Source organism: Bifidobacterium longum subsp. longum JCM 1217 (assembly GCF_000196555.1).
GTDB lineage: Bacteria > Actinomycetota > Actinomycetes > Actinomycetales > Bifidobacteriaceae > Bifidobacterium > Bifidobacterium longum.
This window is the reverse complement of sequence record NC_015067.1, coordinates 788,029-810,146: the sequence shown is the minus strand read 5'-3', so window position 1 is coordinate 810,146 and position 22,118 is coordinate 788,029. Positions and strand designations below refer to the sequence as shown.

Annotated in this window: 15 protein-coding genes, 2 tRNA genes and 2 pseudogenes; 3 read left to right on the top strand and 16 right to left on the bottom strand. The window is 59.0% G+C overall.

Annotation, left to right across the window (positions count from 1 at the left end; all coding sequences use genetic code 11):
- Positions 1-121: 121 nt before the first annotated feature.
- The 3 genes and pseudogenes from aroA to BLLJ_RS11645 all read right to left on the bottom strand — a co-directional run.
- Complete coding sequence (gene aroA / locus BLLJ_RS03295) at positions 122-1,459, bottom strand: 3-phosphoshikimate 1-carboxyvinyltransferase (protein ID WP_013582494.1); 1,338 nt, start codon at positions 1,457-1,459, stop codon at positions 122-124.
- A 182-nt stretch (positions 1,460-1,641) separates the two neighbouring features.
- Positions 1,642-2,814 carry a hypothetical protein gene (locus BLLJ_RS03290; protein ID WP_013582493.1) on the bottom strand — a complete coding sequence of 391 codons (1,173 nt, stop codon included), beginning with the start codon at positions 2,812-2,814 and terminating at the stop codon, positions 1,642-1,644.
- Positions 2,815-2,942: 128 nt separating this feature from the next.
- A pseudogene (locus BLLJ_RS11645) lies at positions 2,943-3,110 on the bottom strand (DUF3800 domain-containing protein); the annotation flags it as partial.
- Positions 3,111-3,427: 317 nt separating this feature from the next.
- Here BLLJ_RS11645 and BLLJ_RS03280 point away from each other — a divergent pair.
- Positions 3,428-3,504, top strand: a tRNA-Pro gene (locus BLLJ_RS03280).
- A 73-nt stretch (positions 3,505-3,577) separates the two neighbouring features.
- On the opposite strand, the pseudogene BLLJ_RS10885 reads toward BLLJ_RS03280, so the two are convergent.
- From BLLJ_RS10885 to BLLJ_RS03250, 7 genes and pseudogenes are all read right to left on the bottom strand, one after another.
- Positions 3,578-3,703: pseudogene (locus BLLJ_RS10885) on the bottom strand (zinc ribbon domain-containing protein); the annotation flags it as partial.
- Between the two features lie 91 nt (positions 3,704-3,794).
- Positions 3,795-5,915: a glycogen debranching protein GlgX gene (gene glgX, locus BLLJ_RS03275; RefSeq protein ID WP_007055470.1), complete on the bottom strand. Its 2,121-nt coding sequence runs from the start codon at positions 5,913-5,915 to the stop codon at positions 3,795-3,797.
- A 74-nt stretch (positions 5,916-5,989) separates the two neighbouring features.
- Positions 5,990-6,664 carry an NUDIX hydrolase gene (locus tag BLLJ_RS03270; RefSeq protein WP_012578040.1) on the bottom strand — a complete coding sequence of 225 codons (675 nt, stop codon included), beginning with the start codon at positions 6,662-6,664 and terminating at the stop codon, positions 5,990-5,992.
- A 45-nt stretch (positions 6,665-6,709) separates the two neighbouring features.
- Complete coding sequence (locus BLLJ_RS03265; protein WP_013582492.1) at positions 6,710-7,630, bottom strand: Nif3-like dinuclear metal center hexameric protein; 921 nt, start codon at positions 7,628-7,630, stop codon at positions 6,710-6,712.
- A gap of 169 nt (positions 7,631-7,799) precedes the next feature.
- Complete coding sequence (polA, locus tag BLLJ_RS03260) at positions 7,800-10,667, bottom strand: DNA polymerase I (protein ID WP_032740691.1); 2,868 nt, start codon at positions 10,665-10,667, stop codon at positions 7,800-7,802.
- Between the two features lie 45 nt (positions 10,668-10,712).
- Entirely contained in the window at positions 10,713-11,498 is a 786-nt protein-coding gene (locus BLLJ_RS03255; protein WP_013582490.1) for an ANTAR domain-containing response regulator, read from the bottom strand.
- Positions 11,499-11,565: 67 nt separating this feature from the next.
- A tRNA-Leu gene (locus BLLJ_RS03250) sits at positions 11,566-11,639 on the bottom strand.
- 205 nt (positions 11,640-11,844) lie between these two features.
- Between BLLJ_RS03250 and BLLJ_RS03245 the strand changes: the two genes are divergently transcribed.
- Positions 11,845-12,444, top strand: coding sequence for an NUDIX domain-containing protein (locus BLLJ_RS03245; protein ID WP_007051922.1), 600 nt, complete (start codon positions 11,845-11,847; stop codon positions 12,442-12,444).
- Between the two features lie 147 nt (positions 12,445-12,591).
- Here BLLJ_RS03245 and pyk read toward each other — a convergent pair whose 3' ends face one another.
- From pyk to BLLJ_RS03215, 6 genes are all read right to left on the bottom strand, one after another.
- Entirely contained in the window at positions 12,592-14,034 is a 1,443-nt protein-coding gene (pyk, locus tag BLLJ_RS03240; protein ID WP_007055467.1) for a pyruvate kinase, read from the bottom strand.
- Positions 14,035-14,201: 167 nt separating this feature from the next.
- A complete protein-coding gene (locus BLLJ_RS03235) occupies positions 14,202-15,188 on the bottom strand; it encodes a TerC family protein (RefSeq protein ID WP_007051920.1) in 987 nt (328 codons plus the stop codon).
- 170 nt (positions 15,189-15,358) lie between these two features.
- Entirely contained in the window at positions 15,359-17,470 is a 2,112-nt protein-coding gene (uvrB, locus tag BLLJ_RS03230; protein WP_007051919.1) for an excinuclease ABC subunit UvrB, read from the bottom strand.
- 11 nt (positions 17,471-17,481) lie between these two features.
- Positions 17,482-18,099, bottom strand: a complete 618-nt coding sequence (gene coaE / locus BLLJ_RS03225) for a dephospho-CoA kinase (RefSeq protein WP_007051918.1) — start codon at positions 18,097-18,099, stop codon at positions 17,482-17,484.
- A gap of 173 nt (positions 18,100-18,272) precedes the next feature.
- Entirely contained in the window at positions 18,273-19,748 is a 1,476-nt protein-coding gene (gene rpsA / locus BLLJ_RS03220) for a 30S ribosomal protein S1 (RefSeq protein WP_007051917.1), read from the bottom strand.
- Positions 19,749-19,867: 119 nt separating this feature from the next.
- Positions 19,868-20,743, bottom strand: a complete 876-nt coding sequence (locus tag BLLJ_RS03215; RefSeq protein WP_007053562.1) for a bifunctional methylenetetrahydrofolate dehydrogenase/methenyltetrahydrofolate cyclohydrolase — start codon at positions 20,741-20,743, stop codon at positions 19,868-19,870.
- Positions 20,744-20,846: 103 nt separating this feature from the next.
- On the opposite strand from BLLJ_RS03215, the gene BLLJ_RS03210 reads away from it, so the two are divergent.
- The gene (locus BLLJ_RS03210) at positions 20,847-22,043 is read left to right on the top strand and encodes a metal ABC transporter solute-binding protein, Zn/Mn family (protein ID WP_013582489.1); all 1,197 of its coding nucleotides are present in this window, start codon (positions 20,847-20,849) and stop codon (positions 22,041-22,043) included.
- The last annotated feature ends 75 nt before the right edge of the window (positions 22,044-22,118 follow it).

Sequence of the window (22,118 nt, the reverse complement as noted above, 5' to 3'; positions counted from 1 at the left end):
GCTGATTCCGATTGGAATCAGCCCCCATTCGTATATGGTCATGAGACCCCTACCCCTGCGTCATACTCCCCCTCAGTCGCCTCCGGCGGACTGAGGGGGGTCCACCAGAACACAGGACCCCTTACTGCCTCAGCATGCCGCTCCACATACCGACGAAATCAGGCAAGGTCTTGCGCGTGGTGGCCACGTTGATGACCTCGATATCGGGAATACGCAGCCCCAGCATCGCGGCGAACGTGGCCATACGGTGATCAGCATAGGTTTCCATCACGGCACCGTGCAACGTCTCCGCCGGCACCGGTTCGATACGCAATCCATCAGGCAATTCCTCAGCCGCTCCCCCAACACGACGAATCTCGTTGACCAATGCCTCCAGACGATTCGTTTCGTGGCCGCGCAAGTGACCAATACCAACCATGTCTGTCGACTTATCAGCAAACACCAGAATCGCCGCCAACGAGGGCGCAATCTCCCCGGCCGCCGTCAAATCGAACGTACCCAGCCCATGCACGGTGCCGTCACCGGTCACCTCGCAATAGCGCACGCCATCGATTGTCGGGAACGATACTTTGGCACCCATCTGTTCCAGATAGCCCGGCAACAAACCACCCGGCTGGGTGGTGGTCTCAGGCCAATGAGGCACCCGGACCGTGCCGCCGGCGATCAATGCCGCGCCGAGGAATGGCGCCGCGTTCGACAGGTCGGGCTCAACGGTCACCTTGCTCGGCAGTTGCATTGCGCGCGGTTCAACCGTCCATGTGCGGGCGGATTCGTCGGCCTCAACCGCACCGCCGGCACCGGTCACATCAGCCACAGTCATGCGAATGTGCGGTAGGCTCGGGGTCTTCTCCCCCGTGTGCGCGAGGTGCAGACCGCTAGGCAGTTTGGAACTAATCAGCAACAGGCCGGAGATGAACTGGGAAGAACCGGACGAATCGATGCTGACCTGCGCCTGGGCAGACGGCAAGGTTGCAGGCGGCGTAATAGTGAACGGCAGACGGCCAACCTCGCCGTGGTAATCAACCGTTGCACCCAGCTGTTCCAAACCGTCAAGCACCGGCTTCATCGGGCGTGCATAAGCCTGTTCGTCGCCATCAAAATTCACTGGGCCATCTGCAAACAGGGCAAGGCCGGGCACGAAACGCATCACCGTGCCGGCCAGTCCGCAGAACACATTGACGTTGCCATGGAATCGGCCGGATACGGGAGGAGTAACCGTTACGGTGGTGTCGGTTGCGGAATCCACGTCGCAGCGGACACCGAGGGCTTCGAGGGCACCCATCATAAGGTCCGTGTCGCGCGAACGCAGCAGGCCAATCAGAGTAACGGGCTTGCTGCCGAGGGCGGCGAGAATCAGGTAGCGGTTGGATAGGGACTTGCTGCCCGGCACCGTTACCGTAGCGTTCAACGGCTGTGTGGCGAGCGGGGCAGGCCAGAGATTCGTGAGTTGTTCAGTCATAAGGCCAAATCTATCAGTATTTGGAGGCTTCAGAGCGTCCGCTGTCATTCATTTGGTCGATTTGTCGTTCATTTGGTAGGTCAGCCTCCGCACCCACCTTTGAAATGGCGCGATCCCAACATGGCGTAGGACACCGAACCTACCAAATGAACGACAAATCGACCTAATGAACGAGATATCTATCAACGGTCGGCGGCGATGCGGGATTCAATCTGCTGTGCGGGCTCGGTGGATGCTTCCTCCAGTCCGCCTTCGATGGCCTGCGCGTGCAGCAGCTGGGCGGCCACGCGGTCGGCCTCGATGGCGGCGATCTGGCGCGAGAACACGATGAACCAGCCTAGGAACGCCAGACCAGCCAACGCCTCCACATTGGTGAGGGTGTTGTGACCCATCATCATATTGACCCAGAATGCAGCGCATACGAGCGCGGTCAGGTCGGAGGCCACCATCACTGTTTTGGACAGGCGTGGCGCAAGCCATGGCAGGAGCACGAACAGCAGCAGCATGACGAACGGCAGGCCTTTGGCGCATATATTGTGCAAGAGATTGTGTGGCGTGTACCGGAACACGCCGATGCCGATGAATGCCAGGCCGGCCACCATCAGCAGGAAGGACAGAATGGAGATGCGCAGCATGAAATGTGGGATTTCGTAGCCGCGATTCGGATCTCTGTTGGTGCGGTCGTGCCAGAGGCGCTGTAGCCGTTCGGTGGTCACCAATTCGGAGATGGCGAAGTAGCTGACGATGATGATGCACGTGCCGGCAAGAATCAGCGTGGAGTTGAACATACGGGCCGCGAACGTGGTTCTGTCACCAAGCTGCGAAAAGTTGTTGTGATACCAGTATGGGTCGTCGGTGGTCATGCCGGCGGTGACCACGCCGGAGATGACGAAGAACGGCAACAGGCTGGCAATGGTTTTGGCGTTCATCATCTCCGCCTGTACAAAGGTCATGTACCCCACCACGCCGGCAAAGGCGGCGCAGACGCTGGAAATATAGCCGGAGAAAATGGCATTGCCCATCATATCGTTGGCCGCACCGATGAGGGCGAAGGACGACAGGAAGATGGTCGAGGCATACACCACCGAAAGGGCGACGATTTCGAAAATGCGACGAATCGGTGCAAACCAACCATGTTTGAGGTTCAATGAACGTGATTTACGCGCATAGCCAATAATGAAGGAAATGACACCGCATGCCGCCACGATGCCCGAACATACCATGAATCGGCGTTGCGTCAGCTGCCAGATGGCCGGCGCGTATTCCATGTACAGGTTCATCGATACCGCGCCGACGACGGCGCAAATCAAGAAGGAGATGAGTCCGGAGGCTTCTGCGCGCTGATGACGTCCCATGCCGGACCTCCCCTATCTATTCGATGCCGCGTTATCTTTCAATAACAAACAAAACCCTCCCCGAGGACAACGCTTTACTAGCAAGCCAGCGGGATTTGTCTGTCGCCATTCTACTGAAAATCTGAAACATGGAATGGAATATCAGGCAAGCCGGAATCAGCCAGATGGCGTTCATACTTATCAATATGTTCCGCTACAGAATCGGACTGGACGTGAAGCACCAATGTGATGAGATAGTATTCGGACAGCTTACCTCACTCGCCAGATTCGTCCACGAAGATGCTCAATTCGCTCAAATGGGCTCCTGACAACGTTGGAGGAAAAGGAATGCCGGGGGAATACCCCCCCCCCGGCGACTTGGAGCCTCGCCCTTGCGGGCCAAAGCACTGCTTGTTATGCCAAAACACGTGACGACTCGCAACATCCCCATGAATGCTGTTACTGAATTAAACTGAAATAGCAGATGCAGATTCAAACCTAGTCGTTGTAGAGCATCATTGAATAAAGATGCCGCTCATATGCAAGAGAATCCAGAACCTTTTTGAATTCATATGCTCGACACGCAATGTATCCAGCGTCGTTTATAATGATTTCTTGTGCCTTAATGGCGTATCGGGCTATAGCGCAGTTTGGTAGCGCGCCTGCTTTGGGAGCAGGATGTCGCCGGTTCAAATCCGGCTAGCCCGACCACAAGCCCTACTCCCGACTGGAATGTAGGGCTTTTTTATTCCTTTTTATAGTCGAATGCCATCGCTCATTTGGGTCATTTCCCCTCCGCCACCGCATCGATCTCATCCTGACGCCGCCACCGCTTGAGGTTTGGCAACAGCGCCGACATGCAGTCCTCGGCATCATGTCGATGCTCGGCTCGTGGAGGAGCGTAAGGGGCGCGAGTAGGAGTTCGCGGCTTTGCTGCGGTCTCTCCCTCACCCGGCTACACCGGGAGCTCCCTCGTCAGAGGGAGCTTAAATTCGGTCTGGTTATAGGCCCATGGGCTTCTTGGGCTTTTTGGCGCTCATGAGCATGAGGAAGCTGCGGGACTGGGCGGTGATCATGAAGCCCGCCTCATAGCTCAGCGCCGGCTCATTCGGGTTGTGCGTATCCACGACCAGCTGCCATTTGCGGCCGTATCGCTCATCCGGCAGGGTGAACATAATCGGCTCGTAATGCGCGTTGAAGATCAGGATGAAGTCATTGTCGACCATCCGGTTGCCGTACCAGTCGACCTCCGGGATATCCGAACCGTTCAGATAGATCATCATGGAGAACGCATGCGTGTTCTGCCAGTCGTCCATATCCATGATCGAGCCGGTGTGGTCGAACCATTCGACCTGCGGAATCGTGTTCGAATCGTCGCCGGGCTCACGGCCGGTGAAGAAGCGACGGCGGTGCAACACCGGATGATCCAAACGCAGATGAATGAGTTTGGAAACGAAGGCGAGCAGTTCCTTGCGTCCTTTGTCAAGATGCCAGTTGGTCCAGGAGATCTCGTTGTCCTGACAGTAGGCGTTGTTGTTGCCCTGCTGGGTGCGGGCCACTTCGTCGCCACCGCAAATCATCGGGATACCCTGGCTGAACAGCAACGTGGCGAACATGTTGCGCATCTGACGCTGACGCAAGTCGTTGACGTCCGGAATATTGGTCGGGCCTTCAACGCCGCAATTCCAAGAGCGATTGTTGCTCTCGCCGTCGCGATTGCCCTCGCCATTGGCTTCGTTGTGCTTTTCGTTGTAGCTGACCAGGTCGTTCATTGTGAAACCATCATGCGCGGTGATGAAGTTCACGGACGCCACCGGTCGGCGGCCGTTGACCTGATACAGGTCGGAGCTGCCCATCAAGCGCGAGGCGAATTCGGGCAACGTGGAGGGCTGCGAGCGCCAGAAGTCGCGCACGGTGTCGCGGTAGCGGCCATTCCATTCGGACCAGCTGGACGGGAAGCCGCCCACCTGATAGCCGCCGGAGCCCAGATCCCACGGTTCGGCGATGAGCTTGACGCGCGAGATGATCGGGTCCTGCTCCACGATGTCGAAGAACGCGGACAGCTTGTCGACCTCCTGGAACTGGCGTGCCAGCGTGGCGGCCAGATCGAAGCGGAAGCCGTCGACGTGCATTTCAGTAACCCAGTAGCGCAGCGAATCGGTAATCAACTGCAGCGCGTGCGGCGAGCGCATGAGCAGCGAGTTGCCAGTGCCGGTGGTGTCGAAGTAGTGCTGCTGGTCGCCTTCCACCAGTCGGTAGTAGGAGGCGTTGTCGATGCCCTTGAAGCTCAGGGTGGGGCCCATATGGTTGCCTTCGGCGGTGTGGTTGTACACCACGTCGAGGATGACTTCCATGCCGGCGCGATGGTAGGCCTTGACCATGGACTTGAATTCGTTGACCTGCTCGCCGCGTTCCCCGGAGGAGGAGTAGGCGTTGTGCGGCGCGAAGAAGCCGATGGTGTTGTAGCCCCAGTAGTTCGACAGGCCCTTCTCCTGCAGGAAGGAGTCGTTGACGAACTGGTGGATCGGCATGAGTTCGATGGCGGTGATGCCGAGCTTCTTCAGGTATTCGATGACGCTCGGATAGGCCAGGCCGGCGTAGGTGCCGCGGATGTCCGGCGGCACGTCCATGTTGAGGTTGGTCATGCCGCGCACGTGCGCCTCGTAGATCACCGAATCGTGGTACGAGATGTACGGATGCTGGTCGTTGCCCCAATCGAAGTAGGGGTTGATGACGGCCGACTTCATGGTGTGGGCGGCCGAGTCAAGGTCGTTCATCGCCGAGTTGTCGTCCGGGCTCTTGAACCAGTATGAGAACAGGCTTTCGTCGCCGTCGATATTACCTTCAATGGCCTTGGCATACGGGTCAAGCAGCAGTTTGTTGGGGTTGCATCTGAGGCCGTGCACCGGGTCATAGGGACCGTAGACGCGGTAGCCGTAACGCTGGCCAGGATGGAGGCCGGGAATGTAGTTATGCCATACGTACGAGTTCCGTTCGGTCATTTCGATGCGTGTTTCCACATCGTGCTCGTCGAACAGGCATAGTTCGACTTTCTGCGCAACCTGTGAGTACAGCGCGAAGTTCACACCGGCGCCGTCATAGCTGGCGCCCAGCGGATACATTGATCCAGGTCTGATCTGCATAGTTTTCAGTATCCCACTTTTTTTGTGTCAGTGATGTGCCGGGGAGTTGAACGTCAGGAGAACAGCGACGGCTTATCTTTGTCGGAGTTCCTGGCGATGAGTCTGCGTAACGCCTCATGCTGGATGGCGATCATCGAATTGGATGAGGTGATGCGCGTGGCGGCAAGGTCGCTCCACGGAATCCACGCGGATTCCACATGCTCGTCCGCATCGAAATGGCGCTGCTCCCGCCTGAACGGGCCCAAATGCAACACCATGATGTGGGCCAGTTCGTCGGTCATGCCTTCGGACGAGTAGAAATCACCTACGAAGTCAACGCCCATGGTGTCACGGTCCGGCACCACGCCGGTTTCCTCGGCCAGTTCCCTCAGGGCCGCGTCCATGATGTCCTCGCCCTCGTCCATCAGTCCGGCGGGAAGCCCGTAGGCGAACATGTCCGATCCGGCGCGGTATTCGCGTTCGATGAGGTAGCGGTCGGTGGACATGTCGTGCACGAGCATGACCACACAGGGGGCGTGACGCAGCACCTGGCGGCCGATCTCGTGTTCCTTGCCCTGCTTGTCGGTCAGAGCGATGCGCATGTCGTCCACATGGAAGATACGCCCGGTATAAACGGTTTCGCTACTGATCACTTTGGCGGGCACGTCCATGTCGATGCCGTCCGAGGAGGCGTTCAGCTTATGGTCGAGCCGATGCTCCAGTTGTTCCTGCTTGCTTCCGCCAAACATGTCATCTCCTCGGAAAAAACGTTTTTGCCACGTTACTATAGCGTCTTAATCTCGATGCGCGGTAATGGACAGCGTCCATGGATCGGTCGTGTCGTGGAACCACTCGACTTCAGGCCTTGCTCCGGTCGCTTGTTCGATGGCGGCTGGCACGTCATCGATCGCGTAGTTGAACCACATGGATTCGATGGCGGCATGAGGGGTGTTGATGAAGCAGGGACGCACATGGCTCTCCCCCGCCATTCCATGGCCGAGCATGATGCCTTGGGACCTCATACGGGCTTCATACCGGGCTTGTTCGATGGCGTCGGTCACCGGGTGGTGACGCAAATCGCTGGTTACGTACACGTCCGCACCGGTGGCACGCACCTCGTTGAACAGGGAGTCCCCGGAGCCAGGCAGAATGGCCACATACTGAACAAAAGTGTCCGAATCGCCGCATACCTGGATGCCGAGCGCGGTGGTCATGCCATGATCGGACACTTCGTCGAATACACGCTGAGCGAAATCCTTCAGGGCAACAGGCTTCGGCAAACGACCCACACGCCCCAAGCCGACCGGATGAGAGGCGTTTGCATCGTCAATCGGCACGAGTGGTTTCTGGTCGATGAGTCCGAAGTAGTCGGCCGCCGCCTGTCCCACGCCGCGATACGCAGCGTCGGCATTAGTGTGCCCTACCCACAGCCCGCAGCCGTGCTGGTAGAGTCTGCGGACGATGTCGCCCCGGAAACCGAGTCCGCTCGTCTCGTGTACGGAACGGAAGAACAACGGGTGATGGGTGATGAGCAGGTCCGCGCCAGTAGCGATGGCCTTGTCAATGATGGCGGAGGTCGGGTCGGCGGCGAACACGATGCGGTGCACGTCGTGGCTCAGATCTCCGACAATGAGGCCCGGCTCATCCCATTCTTCGGCGTAGCGCAATGGGTACAGGGTCTCGAGAACGTCGATGACTTGCTTGAGATTCGGCATATGTCCCATTGTAGTGGGCTATTGCGGCAAGGGACTCATTCTGCAATTGCGGACAAGCCATGCTCGTGCTCTTCATTGCTCGACTATCGGCTCGCCTTCGCCTACAAACAATCCACTGGACTGTTTGCTCAACGGCTCAGCCCCCTCACCCGAGGGGAGCTAGAAATTGTCAGTGTGCAGCGAGTTGCCAGTCGGAACCGATGCCGCACGATACGTCCAGCGGCACGGCAAGGTCGACGGCGTGTTCCATGGCGTTGCGCACCAGTTCGGTGACCTGGTCGCCTTCTCCCGGCGCGATTTCCACTACCAGTTCATCGTGAATCTGCAGAATGATACGGCTCTTGACGTGAGCCTCGGCCAAGGTCTGTTCGGCGCGAATCATCGCAATCTTCATGATGTCGGCGGCGGATCCCTGAATCGGTGCGTTGAGTGCCGCGCGTTCGGCGGCCTCACGCGCAACACGATTGGTCGAATGCAGGGCCGGGAAGTAGCGACGCCGTCCGAAAATGGTTTCCGTATACCCCTTCTCTCGGGCATTGGCCACCAGCGATTCAAGGTAATCGTGCACCTTGCCGAAGGTATCGAAATACCGGTTTTTCAACGCTTCCGCTTCACGTGGCGCGATCTTGAGTTGCTGGGCAAGACCATACGTGCTCAGACCATAGGCCAATCCGTAGCTCATGGCTTTTACGTGGCTGCGCTGGTCGCCGGTGATCTGGTCGACCGGCAGCTTGTAGACCATCGAGGCCACGTATTTGTGGAAGTCGGCTCCGGAGCGGAACGCTTCGATCAGCGCCTCATCATCGGACAGATCAGCCATAATGCGCAGCTCGACCTGTGAGTAATCGCAGCTCATCAGGGCCTCGTACCCCTCCCCCGGCACGAACACGCCACGAATCTCACGGCCGGCGGCGTTCCGATTGGGGATGTTCTGCAGGTTCGGATCCACGGAGCTCAATCGGCCGGTGGCGGCAACGGTTTGCTCGAAAGTGGTGTGGATGCGCTCATCTGATGTGTTGGTGGCATCGATCAGCGTTTGGACGATCTGCTTGAGCTTGTTGATCTCGCGATGGCGCAGCAACGCTCCGAGGAAACCGTTGGCCCGCTCATTGTCCACTGATTTGACATACAGATCCTGCAATGCGGCCGCATTCGTGGTGTATGAGCCGGACTTGGTGCGTTTGGTGGGTTTCAAACCCATATCTTCGAACAGCACCTTCTGCAGCTGCTTGGGGCTTTGCAGGTTGATTTCGGTGCCGGCATACTCCCAAGCCATTTCCTGCGCTTGGCGAGCCTCGGCGGCAAACTGGTCACGCATGGAGACGAGTCGAACGCTATCGACTTTGGCTCCTGTGTGCTCCATGCCGTGCAGCACGCGGGAAACAGGAAGTTCAATCGCGCGCATCAGCCAGCATTGTTCACGCTCGTCGATAATCGGCCCGAGCGTGACGGCGAGGCTGCGGATAATGGCCAAATCACGCAGACGATGTTCGTTCGGATCTTCTTCGACCTGATCGTCGTCGAAGTCCAACGTGCCTTGCGAAGGCTGTTCGGTTTCGGTGAAGTGGATGTCGAGGAAGTGCTCGGCCGCCTGCTTGAGGCTATCGGCATGGAAATCCGGTTGGGCCAGATACCCGGCAAGCTTGGTGTCGAACATCGGCAGGTCCATGTCAAGATCGACCGCGCCCAAAAGATGCAGCAATTCTTTATACCCATGCACGATGGTGCGGGAGTGTTCGCTTTTCAGGAACCGCGCAAGCTGTGCTCGCAGGGTATCGGTGATTGGAAGGGGCACTATGGCCGCTGATGTTGCCGTGGCCACGGCAATGGCTTGTGCCGTGGCACGCCCCGGCCTTTCGTCGCCCCATGCGGCCACGGTCCAAGCGTGGCCGACCGCGTCGCCGCAGATGGCATGCCGCTGCGAGCCACCGCCATAGTCGGAAACCGTGAAATCGGCGATTTCACCGGGAACCTTGACTTCGACGCGATGGGCCTTGACCCATTCGTCGAACTGCTCCGGAGCAGTGATGCTCGTGGGTTCCGGCAGGTTCAGATCGAGGCTGCTATCCTGCTCGTTCTGCTCATTATTCGTAGACTCGCCAGCTCCGGATGTGTTGGATGCCTTGGCCCCGGTATTGAAGGTTTTCAGTACACGACTCTTGGTGCGAGGTCCGAATTCAAGCTCCTTGAACAGGGCGTCGATCTGTGCCACGTCCACGGTGCCGAATGTCAGATCCTCGATATCGACGCCTAGATCGACGTCTCGTACCAGTGCGTTGACTTTGCGATTGAGTTTGACCTGGTCGATATTGGCCCGCAGTGATTCGCCTTTTTTGCCGCCGATTTCATCGGCGTGCTCGCAAATGCCGTCGAGGGAACCGAATTGGTTGATCCACTTGGCCGCAAAGCCGTCGCCTACGCCGGGCACACCGGGAATATTGTCGGCGGTTTCGCCTCGGAGTGCCGCCAGATCCGGATATTGTGCGGGAGTGACTTTGTATTTGTCGATGATGGACTGCGGCGTCATATGCTTCAGGTCTTTGAAGTGATGGCCCGGGTACAACACGGTGACGTTGTCATCCACCAGCTGGAAAGCGTCTCGGTCACCGGACAATACCAGTGTGTGGTAACCGGCCTTGTCTCCCATGGTGGCGAGGGTGGCGATCACGTCGTCGCCTTCGAATCCCGGCTTCTCGATGTAGGTGACGCCGAGGGCCGTGAGCATGCGTTGAATCAATGGCAGCTGGGTGAGCAGCTCTTCGGGAGCCGCCTCACGGGTGCCTTTGTATTGCGGAAGCATCTCATTGCGGAATGTGCCGCCCTTCACATCGAAGGCGACGCCCAGATGGTCGGGCTTCTCCGCATCGATCACCTGCGCGAGCATGGTGGCAAAACCCCAGACGGCGTTGGTGGCCTGGCCGCTGGAGGTGCTGAAGTTGTCGACCGGCAGGGCGAAAAATGCACGGAAGGCCAGCGAGTGGCCGTCCACCACCAGCAATGTTTCATTGGTGGGTACGGTCACGCTGGCCTCTCCCATAGTGTGTTTGTGTTGCTTTACGACTCAGTACGGCGACGCCGATAATCAGCGTTCGCCCGAATCAGAAGGCTTCGGACCGCCGTACTTGGCGATGATGGCCTGAGCCAGGCGCTTCTTGGGGATGCGCTGGTCCATGGAGGTCTTCTGAATCCAACGGAAGGCACCCTGCTCGGAGAAGTCCGCCTTGTCCATCAGCAGACCCTTGGCGCGGTCGACGAGCTTGCGCTCCTCAAGCGTGTCTTCGGCCTTCTTGAGCTTCTCTTCGGTTTCCTTGAGCTGATCGGTGGTTTCCTTGAGCTTACGTTCGCTGCGCTCCACGCTGTCCAGCAAATCGTTGATCTCGGCGAAACGGCCCATGGCCACCTCGAGGGTCGGCAGCAGCTTGGATTCCTCGTACGGCTTGGTGACGTATGCCATGGCGCCAGCGCCGGTGGCCTTCTTCACCAGATCGGTCTGGGAGAATGCGGTGAGCATGACGACGGGGGCGATGTTTTCATCGCAGATAATGCCGGCAGCGGTGATGCCGTCCATACGCGGCATCTTGACATCCATGCACACCACATCAGGGCGGTACTTGCGGGTCAGTTCCACGGCTTCCTCGCCGTTGGCGGCCTGACCAACGACCTCATAACCGTTGTCTTCCAGCATGGCGACCAGATCCATGCGGTTCACGGCTTCGTCCTCGGCCACGACAACGGTACGCGGACCGTCCTCGGGCTTGGCCTTGCGCTCAGCAGGTTCGCTTTCATTGGCCACGGCCTTGAGCTCTTCGTCGGTCAGCACCTCATCGATGTTGATACTCGGTTCTTCGGACTTCTTCCTTGCAGCCATGCCAACCTCTTTCTTGAATTACCCGACAATGGGGTTCACAATAATTTCAGCGAACTCCTAACTAAAGTGCCCTCGGTGGGACTCGAACCCACACTGCGCAGATTTTGAGGCTGCTTCCTCTACCAATTGGGATACGAGGGCGTGCCAAAGCACTCTGAAGAGAGTAGCATACCAATTCGACTCTTGCGACACAAGACACGCGCCAATCCTCCATTCCCCCCCGGTGAAACAGGCGAAACACGTCGATATCGCGGACGGCGCACCCGTGTGTTGCCCGTTCTCCTGCGTGGTTTCACCGCTTACAATGGGCTGTAGTTTCGATGTATCGCTTTTGTTAGGAGGGCTTATGAGCAACGAAACTTACCGTCAGTTCGATCCCTGGCGCCCCTCTCCGGTCAAGGAGATTTCCCGTAGACAGATTGTGGAGACGCATTATTTCAATGTCGATCACGTCTCCTATGAGTCGAATCAAATCGGTTCGTTTGAACGCTACTTTGTTCAGGAGAACAATGGCGACACTGTGGCTGTGCTGGCCGTCACCGATGATGGCATGATTCCGCTGGTCGAGCAGTATCGCATCGCCAACCATCGTTGGACGTTGGAGATTCCGGCCGGTCACGCCAACAACCCGTCCGAACGCCCGACCGATGTAGCTAAGCGCAAGCTGGCCGAAGAGGCCGGTTTCGACGCCACCAAGCTTACGCAGTTCACCCGTTTTATGAACACGCCGAGCTATTCCACCCAGCACACCGCAATCTTCTTCGCCACCGGTCTAACCCCGGCTTCCCGTCAGGAAATCGGCCCGGAGACTCCGCGTTCCGACGTGCGTATGGTGTCGGTGGACGATGCCTATGAGATGGTGGTCAATGGCACGATTGTGGATGCCAAGACCATGGTCGCCATTTTGCGCCTGAAGAGCGGCACGCTCGATCATCTCAACGACTGATCGCCACGCTCGATCACCGCGGTGACTGTGGGCCATTGCAATCACCACACAATCGCAACATAACAGATAACGAAAGCCCCCATCCACTTTGGATGGGGGCTTTCGTGTGCTATATGCTAGCTGTCAGCAGCTACCAGAAGCCTGAAATCAGTCGCAAGCGCCAACGGTGTGCACGTAGATGGAGTCAGTGCGGCCCGGCTGGTGATCGCCCTGAGCAGAGCTCAGGATGACGATCTTGTCGCCGTCAGCAACCTTGCCAGCATCCTTGAGGACCTTGTCCGTGTAGACCATGAGATCCTTGCGGGACTTGTCGTGGTAGTCCTCCTTGAGCAGGAAGGCTTCGGTGCCCCAGGACAGAGCCAGCCAGTGGTAGGTGTGCTCGTTGCTGGTCAGGCCGTAGATCGGGGCGGCCGGACGCTCACGGGAGACGCGGTGCACGGTGGCACCGGTCTGGGTGTAAGCAACGATGGCCTTGGCGTTGAGCTTGTCGGCCAGGTCCACAGCGGCGGAGGAGACAGCGCCGGTGGAGGACATGTCAAGGTTCTTGAGCTCCGGGATACGGTCGAAGCCGTGGTCGGTGGCGTAGCCGGAGATACGGGCCATGGTGGCCACGGTCACATCCGGGTACTTACCAACGGCGGTCTCGTTGGAGGTCATGGTGGCGTCGGAGCCGTCGAGGATGGCGTTGGCGCAGTCGGAAGCCTCTGCACGAGTCGGAACCGGGGAGTTCACCATGGAGCCGAGGACTTCGGTAGCCACGATGACCGGCTTGGCGTACTGGCGAGCCAGCTCGATGATGCGCTTAGTGGCCAGCGGGACCTCTTCCAGCGGGCACTCAACGGCCATGTCGCCACGGGCGGCCATGACGCCGTCGAAGGTCTTGACGATCTCTTCGAGGTTCTCCAGAGCCTGCGGCTTCTCGATCTTGGCAATGATCGGGATGCGACGGCCTTCCTCGTCCATGATCTCGTGGGCGCGGTCGATGTCGGTGGCGAAACGCACGAAGGACATGGCGATGATGTCGGCACCGGTGCGGATGGCCCAACGCAGGTCGGCCTCATCCTTCTCGGTCAGAGCCGGCAGGGAGACGGCGACGCCCGGCAGGTTGATGCCCTTGTGGGAGGACACAGGACCGGCCACGACGACCTTGGTGTACACGTTGTTGCCCTCGACCTTGGTGACCTCAAGACGGACCTTGCCGTCATCGATCAGGATCGGGTCGCCCGGGTGGCAATCGCCCGGCAGGCCCTTGAAGGTGGTGGAGGTGATGTGCTCGTCGCCCTCGACGTCATCAGTGGTGATGACGAATTCCTGGCCGAGCTGCAGCTGAACCTTGTCTTCGCCATCGGCGTTCTTCTTGAACCAACCGCAGCGAATCTTCGGGCCCTGCAAATCAACGAGCGCGGCAACGTTGCGACCAGTGGCTTCGCTGGCCTTGCGCACGTTGTTGTAGACCTTGAGGTGATCCTCGGGGGTGCCGTGGGAGCGGTTCAGACGAGCAACGTCCATACCAGCTTCAACGAGCTTCAGGAGGTTGTCGTAATCCTCGGTGGAAGGACCGATGGTGTCTACGATCTTGGCTTTACGCATGAATGCCTGCCTATTCTTGTTCAATTTGGTTCGAGGCGCGATTGCCCCATTTGCCGAAACCCAGTCTACTAGCGCGAGCCGACTCATGACAAGTTTTCTTCACGGTGTGTTGTGAGCGCTCACATTGTTGTGTTGACTGGGTTTAAGGGTTGTATTCTCTAACGATTTCAGGCCTTTTCAGCGCTTTCCATGCTCTTCATCTTGATCACGGAAGCCACGGATGCGCCGCCAATTGCGAGCACAATCACAGCCAGCGACAGCCATGTGGGCACCTCCGGCACCCAATGGACGCCTTCGCCGCCGTTGATGAACGGCAAGGTATTGCCGTGCAGGGCCTCCATGATGAGCTTGACGCCGATGAAGCCCAGCACCACGGACAGGCCGGCAGGCAGGTAGACGAGCTTGTCGAGCAGAGCACCCAGCAGGAAGTACAGCTGCTGCAGGCCGAGCAGTGCGAACACGTTGGAGGTGAACACCAGGAACGGATCCTTGGTCAGGCCGAAGATCGCGGGAATCGAGTCGAAAGCGAACATGACGTCGGTGGTGCCGATGGTCAGGAACACGATGAGCATCGGGGTCCAGTAACGCACGCCGTTCTTGGTGGTGCGCAGCTTCTCGCCGTCGTAGTCGTCGGTAATCTTGATGATCTTGCGCAGATTACGGATGATGCCGTTCTCGTGATATTCCTCATCTTCATCGCCGCCGAGCACCAGTTTGACGGCGGTGTAGATCAGGAAGGCACCGAACAGGAAGAACACCCACGTGAAGCGGGAGATCAGGGCCGCGCCGATCAGAATGAAAATGCCACGGAAAATCAAAGCAATGGTGATGCCGATGGACAGCACATACTTCTGAATCTGCTTGGGCACCGCGAAGTTCGACATGATAATGACGAACACGAATAGGTTGTCGATGGACAACGAGTATTCGGTGAGCCAGCCGGAATAGAACTCGATGGCGGGCTTGGAGCCGGCGAAGAACCAGATGCATCCGCCGAAGATCAGCGCCATAACCACGAAGAAGGCGATATGCTGCACGCATTCCTTGGTGGAGGGCACATGCGGTCGGCGTCCGATGACGAACAGGTCGACGATAAAGAACAACGCGAGCACCACGAAGGTGATGATTTCAAATGCGAGTGGGGTTTCTGCCATGATTCCCTACACTAACTTATGTATGTGACGGTTTTGGGGGCCGTTCCGGTAGCGCTGATCGCCAGGCAGTCAGGGGATGTGTTGTTCGACACGCTCCGGGCCGCTCAGGCCAAGTCTTTACGGTCGAACAACGCATCCCCTGACTGCCCGCCTCGGGTATGGGAATTTGGTTACTTGTTGGCTTCCGTCATTTGACGGAGTTCTTTTTTGAGGTCTCGGATCTCGTCGCGCAGACGGGCCGCGAGTTCGAACTGGAGTTGTTCGGCGGCGGTGTGCATCTGTTCGCTCAGTTGGCGAATCAGGTCGGCGAGGTCCTGCGCGGGCAGGCCGGCCTTCAGGATCTCCTCGTGGCGTTTGTCTGCCTCGTTGGGATCGAGTACCGGCACGCCCAGGTGCGTGTTGCCGGCCTTGCCCGCGTTGCGGTAGCCACCTTCAAGCAAGGTCTGGGTGTCCACATCCTCCTTGGCGAGCATGTCGTTGACGTCGCTGATCTTCTTGATCAGGGGCTTGGGATCGATGCCATGCTCCTGGTTGTAGGCAATCTGCTTGGCGCGGCGACGGTCAGTCTCGTCGATGGCTTGCCGCATGGCTTCGGTGGTCTCGTCGGCGTACATGATCACCGTGCCGGACACGTTTCGGGCCGCACGGCCGATGGTCTGGATGAGCGAACGATAGGAGCGCAGGAATCCTTCCTTGTCGGCGTCAAGAATCGCCACCAGCGATACTTCCGGCAAATCGAGGCCCTCACGCAGCAGGTTGATACCGACAATCACATCGATCTTGCCTTCGCGCAACATGCGCAGCAGTTCGACGCGGCGCAACGTATCCACATCAGAATGCAGGTATTCGACCTTGATGCCGCGTTCCAGCAGATAGTCGGTCAAGTCCTCGGCCATCTTCTTGGTCAGAGTGGTGACCAGCGCGCGCTCGTTCTTGGCCACACGGGCCTTGATCTCGGCGAGCAGATCGTCGATCTGCCCCTTGACCGGGCGTACGTCGATCTTCGGGTCCAGCAGACCGGTTGGGCGGATAATCTGTTCGACCACCCCATCGGACAGTCCCATCTCATAGTCGCCTGGCGTGGCGGACAGGTACACGGTCTGGCCGACGCGCTGCAGGAATTCCGGCCATTTGAGTGGTCGGTTGTCCATCGCGGAGGGCAGGCGGAAGCCGTGTTCGACCAGCGTGCGCTTGCGGGAGGCATCGCCCTCGTACATGGCACCGATCTGCGGCACAGTGACGTGTGATTCGTCGATGACCAGCAGGAAGTCGTCAGGGAAGAAGTCGAGCAGCGTGTGCGGCGGGGTGCCAGCGGCGCGGCCGTCAAAGTGGCGCGAATAGTTTTCGACGCCTGAGCACACGCCAACTTGGGTGAGCATTTCCAGATCGTAGGTGGTGCGCATGTTGAGGCGCTGCGCTTCCAGCTCCTTGCCTTGTTTGCGCAGTTCTGCCAGGCGTTCGTCGAGTTCCTCGCGAATGGTTTTGAGCGCCCGTTCCATGCGTTCGGGGCCGGCCACATAATGGGAGGCCGGGAAGATGTGGACTTCGTTTTCCTCGTCGATCTCGTCGCCGGTCAGCGGGTGCAGCGTGGAGATGCGGTCAATCTCGTCGCCGAAGAATTCGATGCGCACGGCCAGTTCCTCGTAGACGGGGATGATTTCGACCGTATCGCCGCGCACGCGGAAGGTGCCGCGCGTGAAGGCGATGTCGTTGCGCTTGTACTGCATGGCCACGAATTGGCGCAGCAGGTCGTCGCGGTTGATTTCCTGCCCGACTTTGAGGAAGAGCATGCGACCGGCGTATTCTTCCGGCGTACCCAAGCCGTAGATGCAGGAGACGGTGGCCACAACCACGCAGTCGCGGCGGGTCAGCAGGTTTGCGGTGGCTTGGTGGCGCAGGCGCTCCACATCGTCGTTGATGTTGGAGTCCTTTTCTATATAGGTGTCGGTCTGCGGGATGTATGCCTCGGGCTGGTAGTAGTCGTAGTAGCTCACGAAGTAGCTCACGGCGTTGTCCGGCATGAGTTCGCGGAATTCGGCGCATAGCTGCGCAGCGAGCGTCTTGTTGGGCTCGATAATCAGGGTCGGTCGCTGCAGCTTTTCGATCAGCCAGGCGGTGGTTGCGGTTTTGCCGGTACCGGTGGCACCCATAAGAACCACATCATTCTCGCCGTTTTCGATGCGTTCGGCCAGTTCGGCGATGGCCTGCGGCTGGTCGCCGGATGGCTTATATGGCGATTTGACGACGAAAGGCTTGTCCGCGCGCTCGATATTGAATCCCATAGGGCCTCATCTTAGCGACCTGCGCACCATCCTGCGTATATCTCACCCACTTGGGCCAGCATCTCGGGCAATGGATGGGTGGAGTCGATGACGATATCGGCTATGGCCCGCCGCTCCTCCTCACTGGATTGGTGGCGGATGCGGGCCTCGGCCTGTTCCAGGCTCATGCCGCGTTCCTCGACCATACGGTCGAGCCGCATGCACACGGGAGCTTCGACCGTGACGATATGGTCAAAGGCGAATGGAATATCGTCAATGACCTCGGCGAGCAGTGGAATGTCGTGAATGATGATGGCTGCCTCGGGGTGCTCATGCTCCAGTCGCGCCGCCTCGGCATAGATCAATGGGTGCTCGATGGCGTCGAGCCGTTCACGTGCGCCCGGCGCGGCGTTCGCGCCGAAGACATGATCGGCAATCCATGGCCGGTTCATAGTGCCATCGGCGAGCAATGCATCAGGACCGAACTCGGCGACGATCTGTGGCAGCGCCACTCCCCCGGGTTCGACGATCTGATGCGCCAGCGCATCGTAGTCGATATGCAACGCGCCGAGTTGCTTGAGTTGCGCCGCCACCGTACTTTTGCCCGCGGCGATGCCGCCGGTCAGTCCTATTCGCATCATGGTGCCCATGATAGCTGGCGCTCCCCTCGGCCGGCTATCGCCGACAGCTCCCCTCAGGGAGGGGAGCCGGCTCGCGTAGCGAGACTGAGGGGAGTCATTGGCGGATAACTCCAAAAACACAAGAAACCCGGCCCAATCGGACCGGGTTTCTTTACACGCTAAGCGCTAGCTTCGCGGCAAACTCACTTGCCGAGCAGCTGGTCGCGCAGGGCGGCGAGCTGATCGGAGTCGGCGAGGGTACCGGTAGCCGGAGCAGCGGAAGAGTAGTTGGAGGTCTCCTCGACCGGCTTCTCTTCCTTCGGGCCCTGGCCGTCGGCGGCTGCGGATTCGGCAGCGTTCTCCAGCTCCTTGGCCACGAACTCCTTGTGCTCCTCCCACAGCTCGTGAGCGGCGGCGTACTGAGACTCCCACTCCTCGCGCTGCTTCTCGTAACCAGCGATCCACTCGTTGGTGTTCGGGTCGAAGCCTTCGGGGTACTTGTAGTTGCCCTGCTCGTCGTACTCGGCCGGCATGCCGTAGATGGCCGGATCGAAGTCCTCGGAAGCCGGGTCAACGGAGTCGTTGGCCTGCTTGAGGGACAGGGAGATGCGGCGACGATCGAGGTCGACGTCGATCACCTTGACGAACACGGTCTCGCCCGGCTTGACCACGGTCTCCGGGTTCTCGACGTGACGGTTGGCGAGCTCGGAGATGTGCACCAGGCCCTCGATGCCGTCCTCGACGGAGATGAAGACACCGAACTGGACGATCTTGGTGACCTTGCCCTTGACGATCTGGCCGGGAACGTGGGTGCGAGCGAAGCGCTGCCACGGATCCTCCTGAGTCGCCTTCAGGGACAGGGAGATACGCTCACGGTCGAGATCGACGTCGAGCACCTCGACGGTGACCTTGTCGCCGACCTTGACGACCTCAGACGGGTGGTCGATGTGCTTCCAGGACAGCTCGGAAACGTGGATCAGGCCGTCAACACCGCCGAGATCGACGAAAGCGCCGAAGTTAACGATGGAGGACACCACGCCCTCACGGATCTGGCCCTTCTTGAGCTGGGACAGGAAGGTCTCGCGGACCTCGGACTGGGTCTCCTCGAGGTACTGGCGACGGGACAGGACCACGTTGTTGCGGTTCTTGTCGAGCTCAAGGATCTTGGCCTTGATCTTCTGGCCGATGTACGGGGAGAGGTCGCGGACGCGACGCATCTCAACGAGGGAGGCAGGCAGGAAGCCGCGCAGACCGATGTCGACGATGAGGCCGCCCTTGACGGCTTCGATGACGGTGCCCTCAACGACGCCGTCAGCTTCCTTGATCTTCTCGATGTCGCCCCAGGCGCGCTCGTACTGGGCACGCTTCTTGGACAGAATCAGACGGCCTTCCTTGTCTTCCTTGGTGACGACAAGGGCCTCGATGGTGTCGCCGACCTCGACGACTTCGTCAGGATCAACGTCCTTCTTGATGGAAAGCTCGCGGGAGGGGATGACACCCTCGGTCTTGTAGCCGATGTCCAGGAGGACTTCGTCGTGATCGATCTTGACGACGGTGCCCTCAACCAGATCACCATCATCGAAGTTCTTGATGGTGGAATCGACTGCCTTGATGAAGTCCTCTTCGGTGCCGATGTCGTTGATGGCAACCTTGGTGACTTCAGTGTTGTTCTCTGCCATGTAAATATATGGTTTCTAATAGTGGATGGATAATTTCTCGATATTCAGTTATACGCACACCCTACAGGCATACAGATACTCACAATACAAGCAACTCTGCCCAAATTTCCTAGGAAACTCTAGGCGTGTCGTTCGGCCATTTCCACGACGTTGGCTAGGAGCATGGCTCGGGTCATGGGACCCACGCCTCCGGGGTTGGGGGTGTAGGCGGAGGCCTTGTCGTAGCAGGCCTTGTCCACGTCGCCCTTGATGCGGTAGCGACCGGCTTCTTCGTCGTAGACGCGGCTGACGCCCACATCGACCAGCACGGCGCCGTCCTTGATTTTGTCGGGCGTCACGAATCCGGCCGAACCCATTGCGGCGACGATCACGTCGGCGCGGCGCATGTGGTCGGCCACATCCCGGGTACCGGTGTGGCACAGGGTGACGGTGGCGTTGACGGCGTTGCGCGTGAGCATTAGGCCAATCGTGCGGCCAATGGTGATGCCGCGGCCAAGCACGCACACTTCCTTGCCGTTCAGATCAATGTCATAGGCGTCGAGTAGCTCGAGCACACCGCGCGGAGTGCAAGGCAGCGGCGTCGAAATGTCGCCGCGCACATGCAGCACCAGTTCGCCAAGGTTGTACGGGTGCATGCCGTCGGCATCCTTGGCCGGGTCGATCATGTCGATGATCGCGTTCTCGTTGATGCCCTTGGGCAACGGCAGCTGGACGATGAACCCGGTGCAAGCCGGATCTTCGTTGAGTTCGCGTACGGCAGCGGCGATGTCGTCGAAGCTGGCGTCCGCCGGCAGTTCCTTCTTGACTGAGGTAATGCCCACTTCCTGGCAATCGGCGTGCTTGCCGGCCACGTACTTCATCGACCCGGGGTCCTCGCCCACCAGCAGCGTGCCCAGCCCCGGTTGGATGCCCTGCGCCTTGAGCTTGTTCACTCGCTCGGCAAGGTTGGTCTTGATTTCGGCCGCAATCTGCTTACCGTCGATTTTTGTGGACATCAACGCCCTCCCCTGTAGTTTCGGTGCATTCTATCGAAACGATAGGCTATCGTTGGAACAAGTCAGGATTATATATCGTTCGCTCTCACGAAGAAGGCGTGCCATGGGGACTCAAATCACACGACTTACGCGACTCGCCGCAGCCGGCCTGAGCGCCGTCCTGTTGTTCGCGACCACCGCATGCGCAGCCACCTCCCCCGCTGAAACCGAGCCGGACAACAAGACCAGCGTTCCCGCACCGACCGGGCCGATCAATGTGGTGGCCTCCCTCAATCAATGGGGCTCGCTGGCCGCCGAGCTGGGCGGCGATGATGTGGAAGTCACGTCCATCGTGAACTCCACCAATGTGGATGCCCACGATTTCGAGCCAAAGACCTCGGATGTCGCCAAGCTGTCCAAGGCCCAAATCATCGTGGCCAACGGTGCGGGCTACGATTCCTGGGCCACCAAATCGATGACCAAGACCACGAATATCGTATCCGCCGCTTCCGTCATGGGTGCCGTCGAGGGCGATAACCCGCATCTGTGGTTCTCCAAAGACGCTCGATCCAGCATGGCCACGGCCATCACCGATGCATATATAAAGGCACTCCCCAGCAAGAAGAAAGCCTTCCAGAAGCGGCTCAAGGCATGGCAGGCGGACGAGAAATCGTTGGAAACATGGGCGTCCGAGTTCACCAAGTCCCACTCCGACCTCACCTATGCAGCCACCGAACCCGTGGTCTATTATCTGATGGCCGATCTTGGGTTCAAAGATCAGACGCCCAAGGGGTATACGCAATCGACCGCTTCCGGCGGCGAACCGGCACCCGCGGACCTGCAGTCTTTCCAGAAACTCATCGAAGACAAGGGCGTGGATGTGCTGGTCAACAACACGCAGGAAGCCAGTGACGCGACCAATATGATCACTGGCGCTGCCGGTCGCGCCGATGTGCCGGTAGTCGACGTCTCCGAACAAATGCCCAAGGACGCCGACACGCTGAACGCCTGGATCAACCAGCTCATCAACACCATCATCGACGCGGTGGATCCAAGCTATGGCTGCGAAGACGCCACGGACGGCGATACCGCGGACAGCAACGCGAATTCCGATGATTCCAGCGCCGAAGGCTCCGCCACGGATGATGCCAATGCGCAAGACTCCAAGGCCAGCACCGGTTCCAGCACGGACCCCAAGTACATCCGTCAGTGCAAGGCGGCCGCATCCAGTGACTCATCTCAGGATTCGGCAAAGGCCGATGCCGCCAATGGCGATTCCGGCGATGCCTCCGGCAACGACCAGACCGACTCCGGCAAATAGTTAGAAGCAAAGGACACCGGCATCGGATTCGTGCCAATGCCAATAGACGCCTTGCATGAGAAGGGTTGTGCGACC

Coding starts and splice junctions, on each gene's coding strand:
- aroA (WP_013582494.1), bottom strand. CDS start 1,459: ATGACTGAACAACTCACGAATCTCTGGCCTGCCCCGCTCGCCACACAG.
- BLLJ_RS03290 (WP_013582493.1), bottom strand. CDS start 2,814: ATGGGACGTCATCAGCGCGCAGAAGCCTCCGGACTCATCTCCTTCTTG.
- glgX (WP_007055470.1), bottom strand. CDS start 5,915: ATGTATCCGCTGGGCGCCAGCTATGACGGCGCCGGTGTGAACTTCGCG.
- BLLJ_RS03270 (WP_012578040.1), bottom strand. CDS start 6,664: ATGTTTGGCGGAAGCAAGCAGGAACAACTGGAGCATCGGCTCGACCAT.
- BLLJ_RS03265 (WP_013582492.1), bottom strand. CDS start 7,630: ATGCCGAATCTCAAGCAAGTCATCGACGTTCTCGAGACCCTGTACCCA.
- polA (WP_032740691.1), bottom strand. CDS start 10,667: ATGGGAGAGGCCAGCGTGACCGTACCCACCAATGAAACATTGCTGGTG.
- BLLJ_RS03255 (WP_013582490.1), bottom strand. CDS start 11,498: ATGGCTGCAAGGAAGAAGTCCGAAGAACCGAGTATCAACATCGATGAG.
- BLLJ_RS03245 (WP_007051922.1), top strand. CDS start 11,845: ATGAGCAACGAAACTTACCGTCAGTTCGATCCCTGGCGCCCCTCTCCG.
- pyk (WP_007055467.1), bottom strand. CDS start 14,034: ATGCGTAAAGCCAAGATCGTAGACACCATCGGTCCTTCCACCGAGGAT.
- BLLJ_RS03235 (WP_007051920.1), bottom strand. CDS start 15,188: ATGGCAGAAACCCCACTCGCATTTGAAATCATCACCTTCGTGGTGCTC.
- uvrB (WP_007051919.1), bottom strand. CDS start 17,470: ATGGGATTCAATATCGAGCGCGCGGACAAGCCTTTCGTCGTCAAATCG.
- coaE (WP_007051918.1), bottom strand. CDS start 18,099: ATGGGCACCATGATGCGAATAGGACTGACCGGCGGCATCGCCGCGGGC.
- rpsA (WP_007051917.1), bottom strand. CDS start 19,748: ATGGCAGAGAACAACACTGAAGTCACCAAGGTTGCCATCAACGACATC.
- BLLJ_RS03215 (WP_007053562.1), bottom strand. CDS start 20,743: ATGTCCACAAAAATCGACGGTAAGCAGATTGCGGCCGAAATCAAGACC.
- BLLJ_RS03210 (WP_013582489.1), top strand. CDS start 20,847: ATGGGGACTCAAATCACACGACTTACGCGACTCGCCGCAGCCGGCCTG.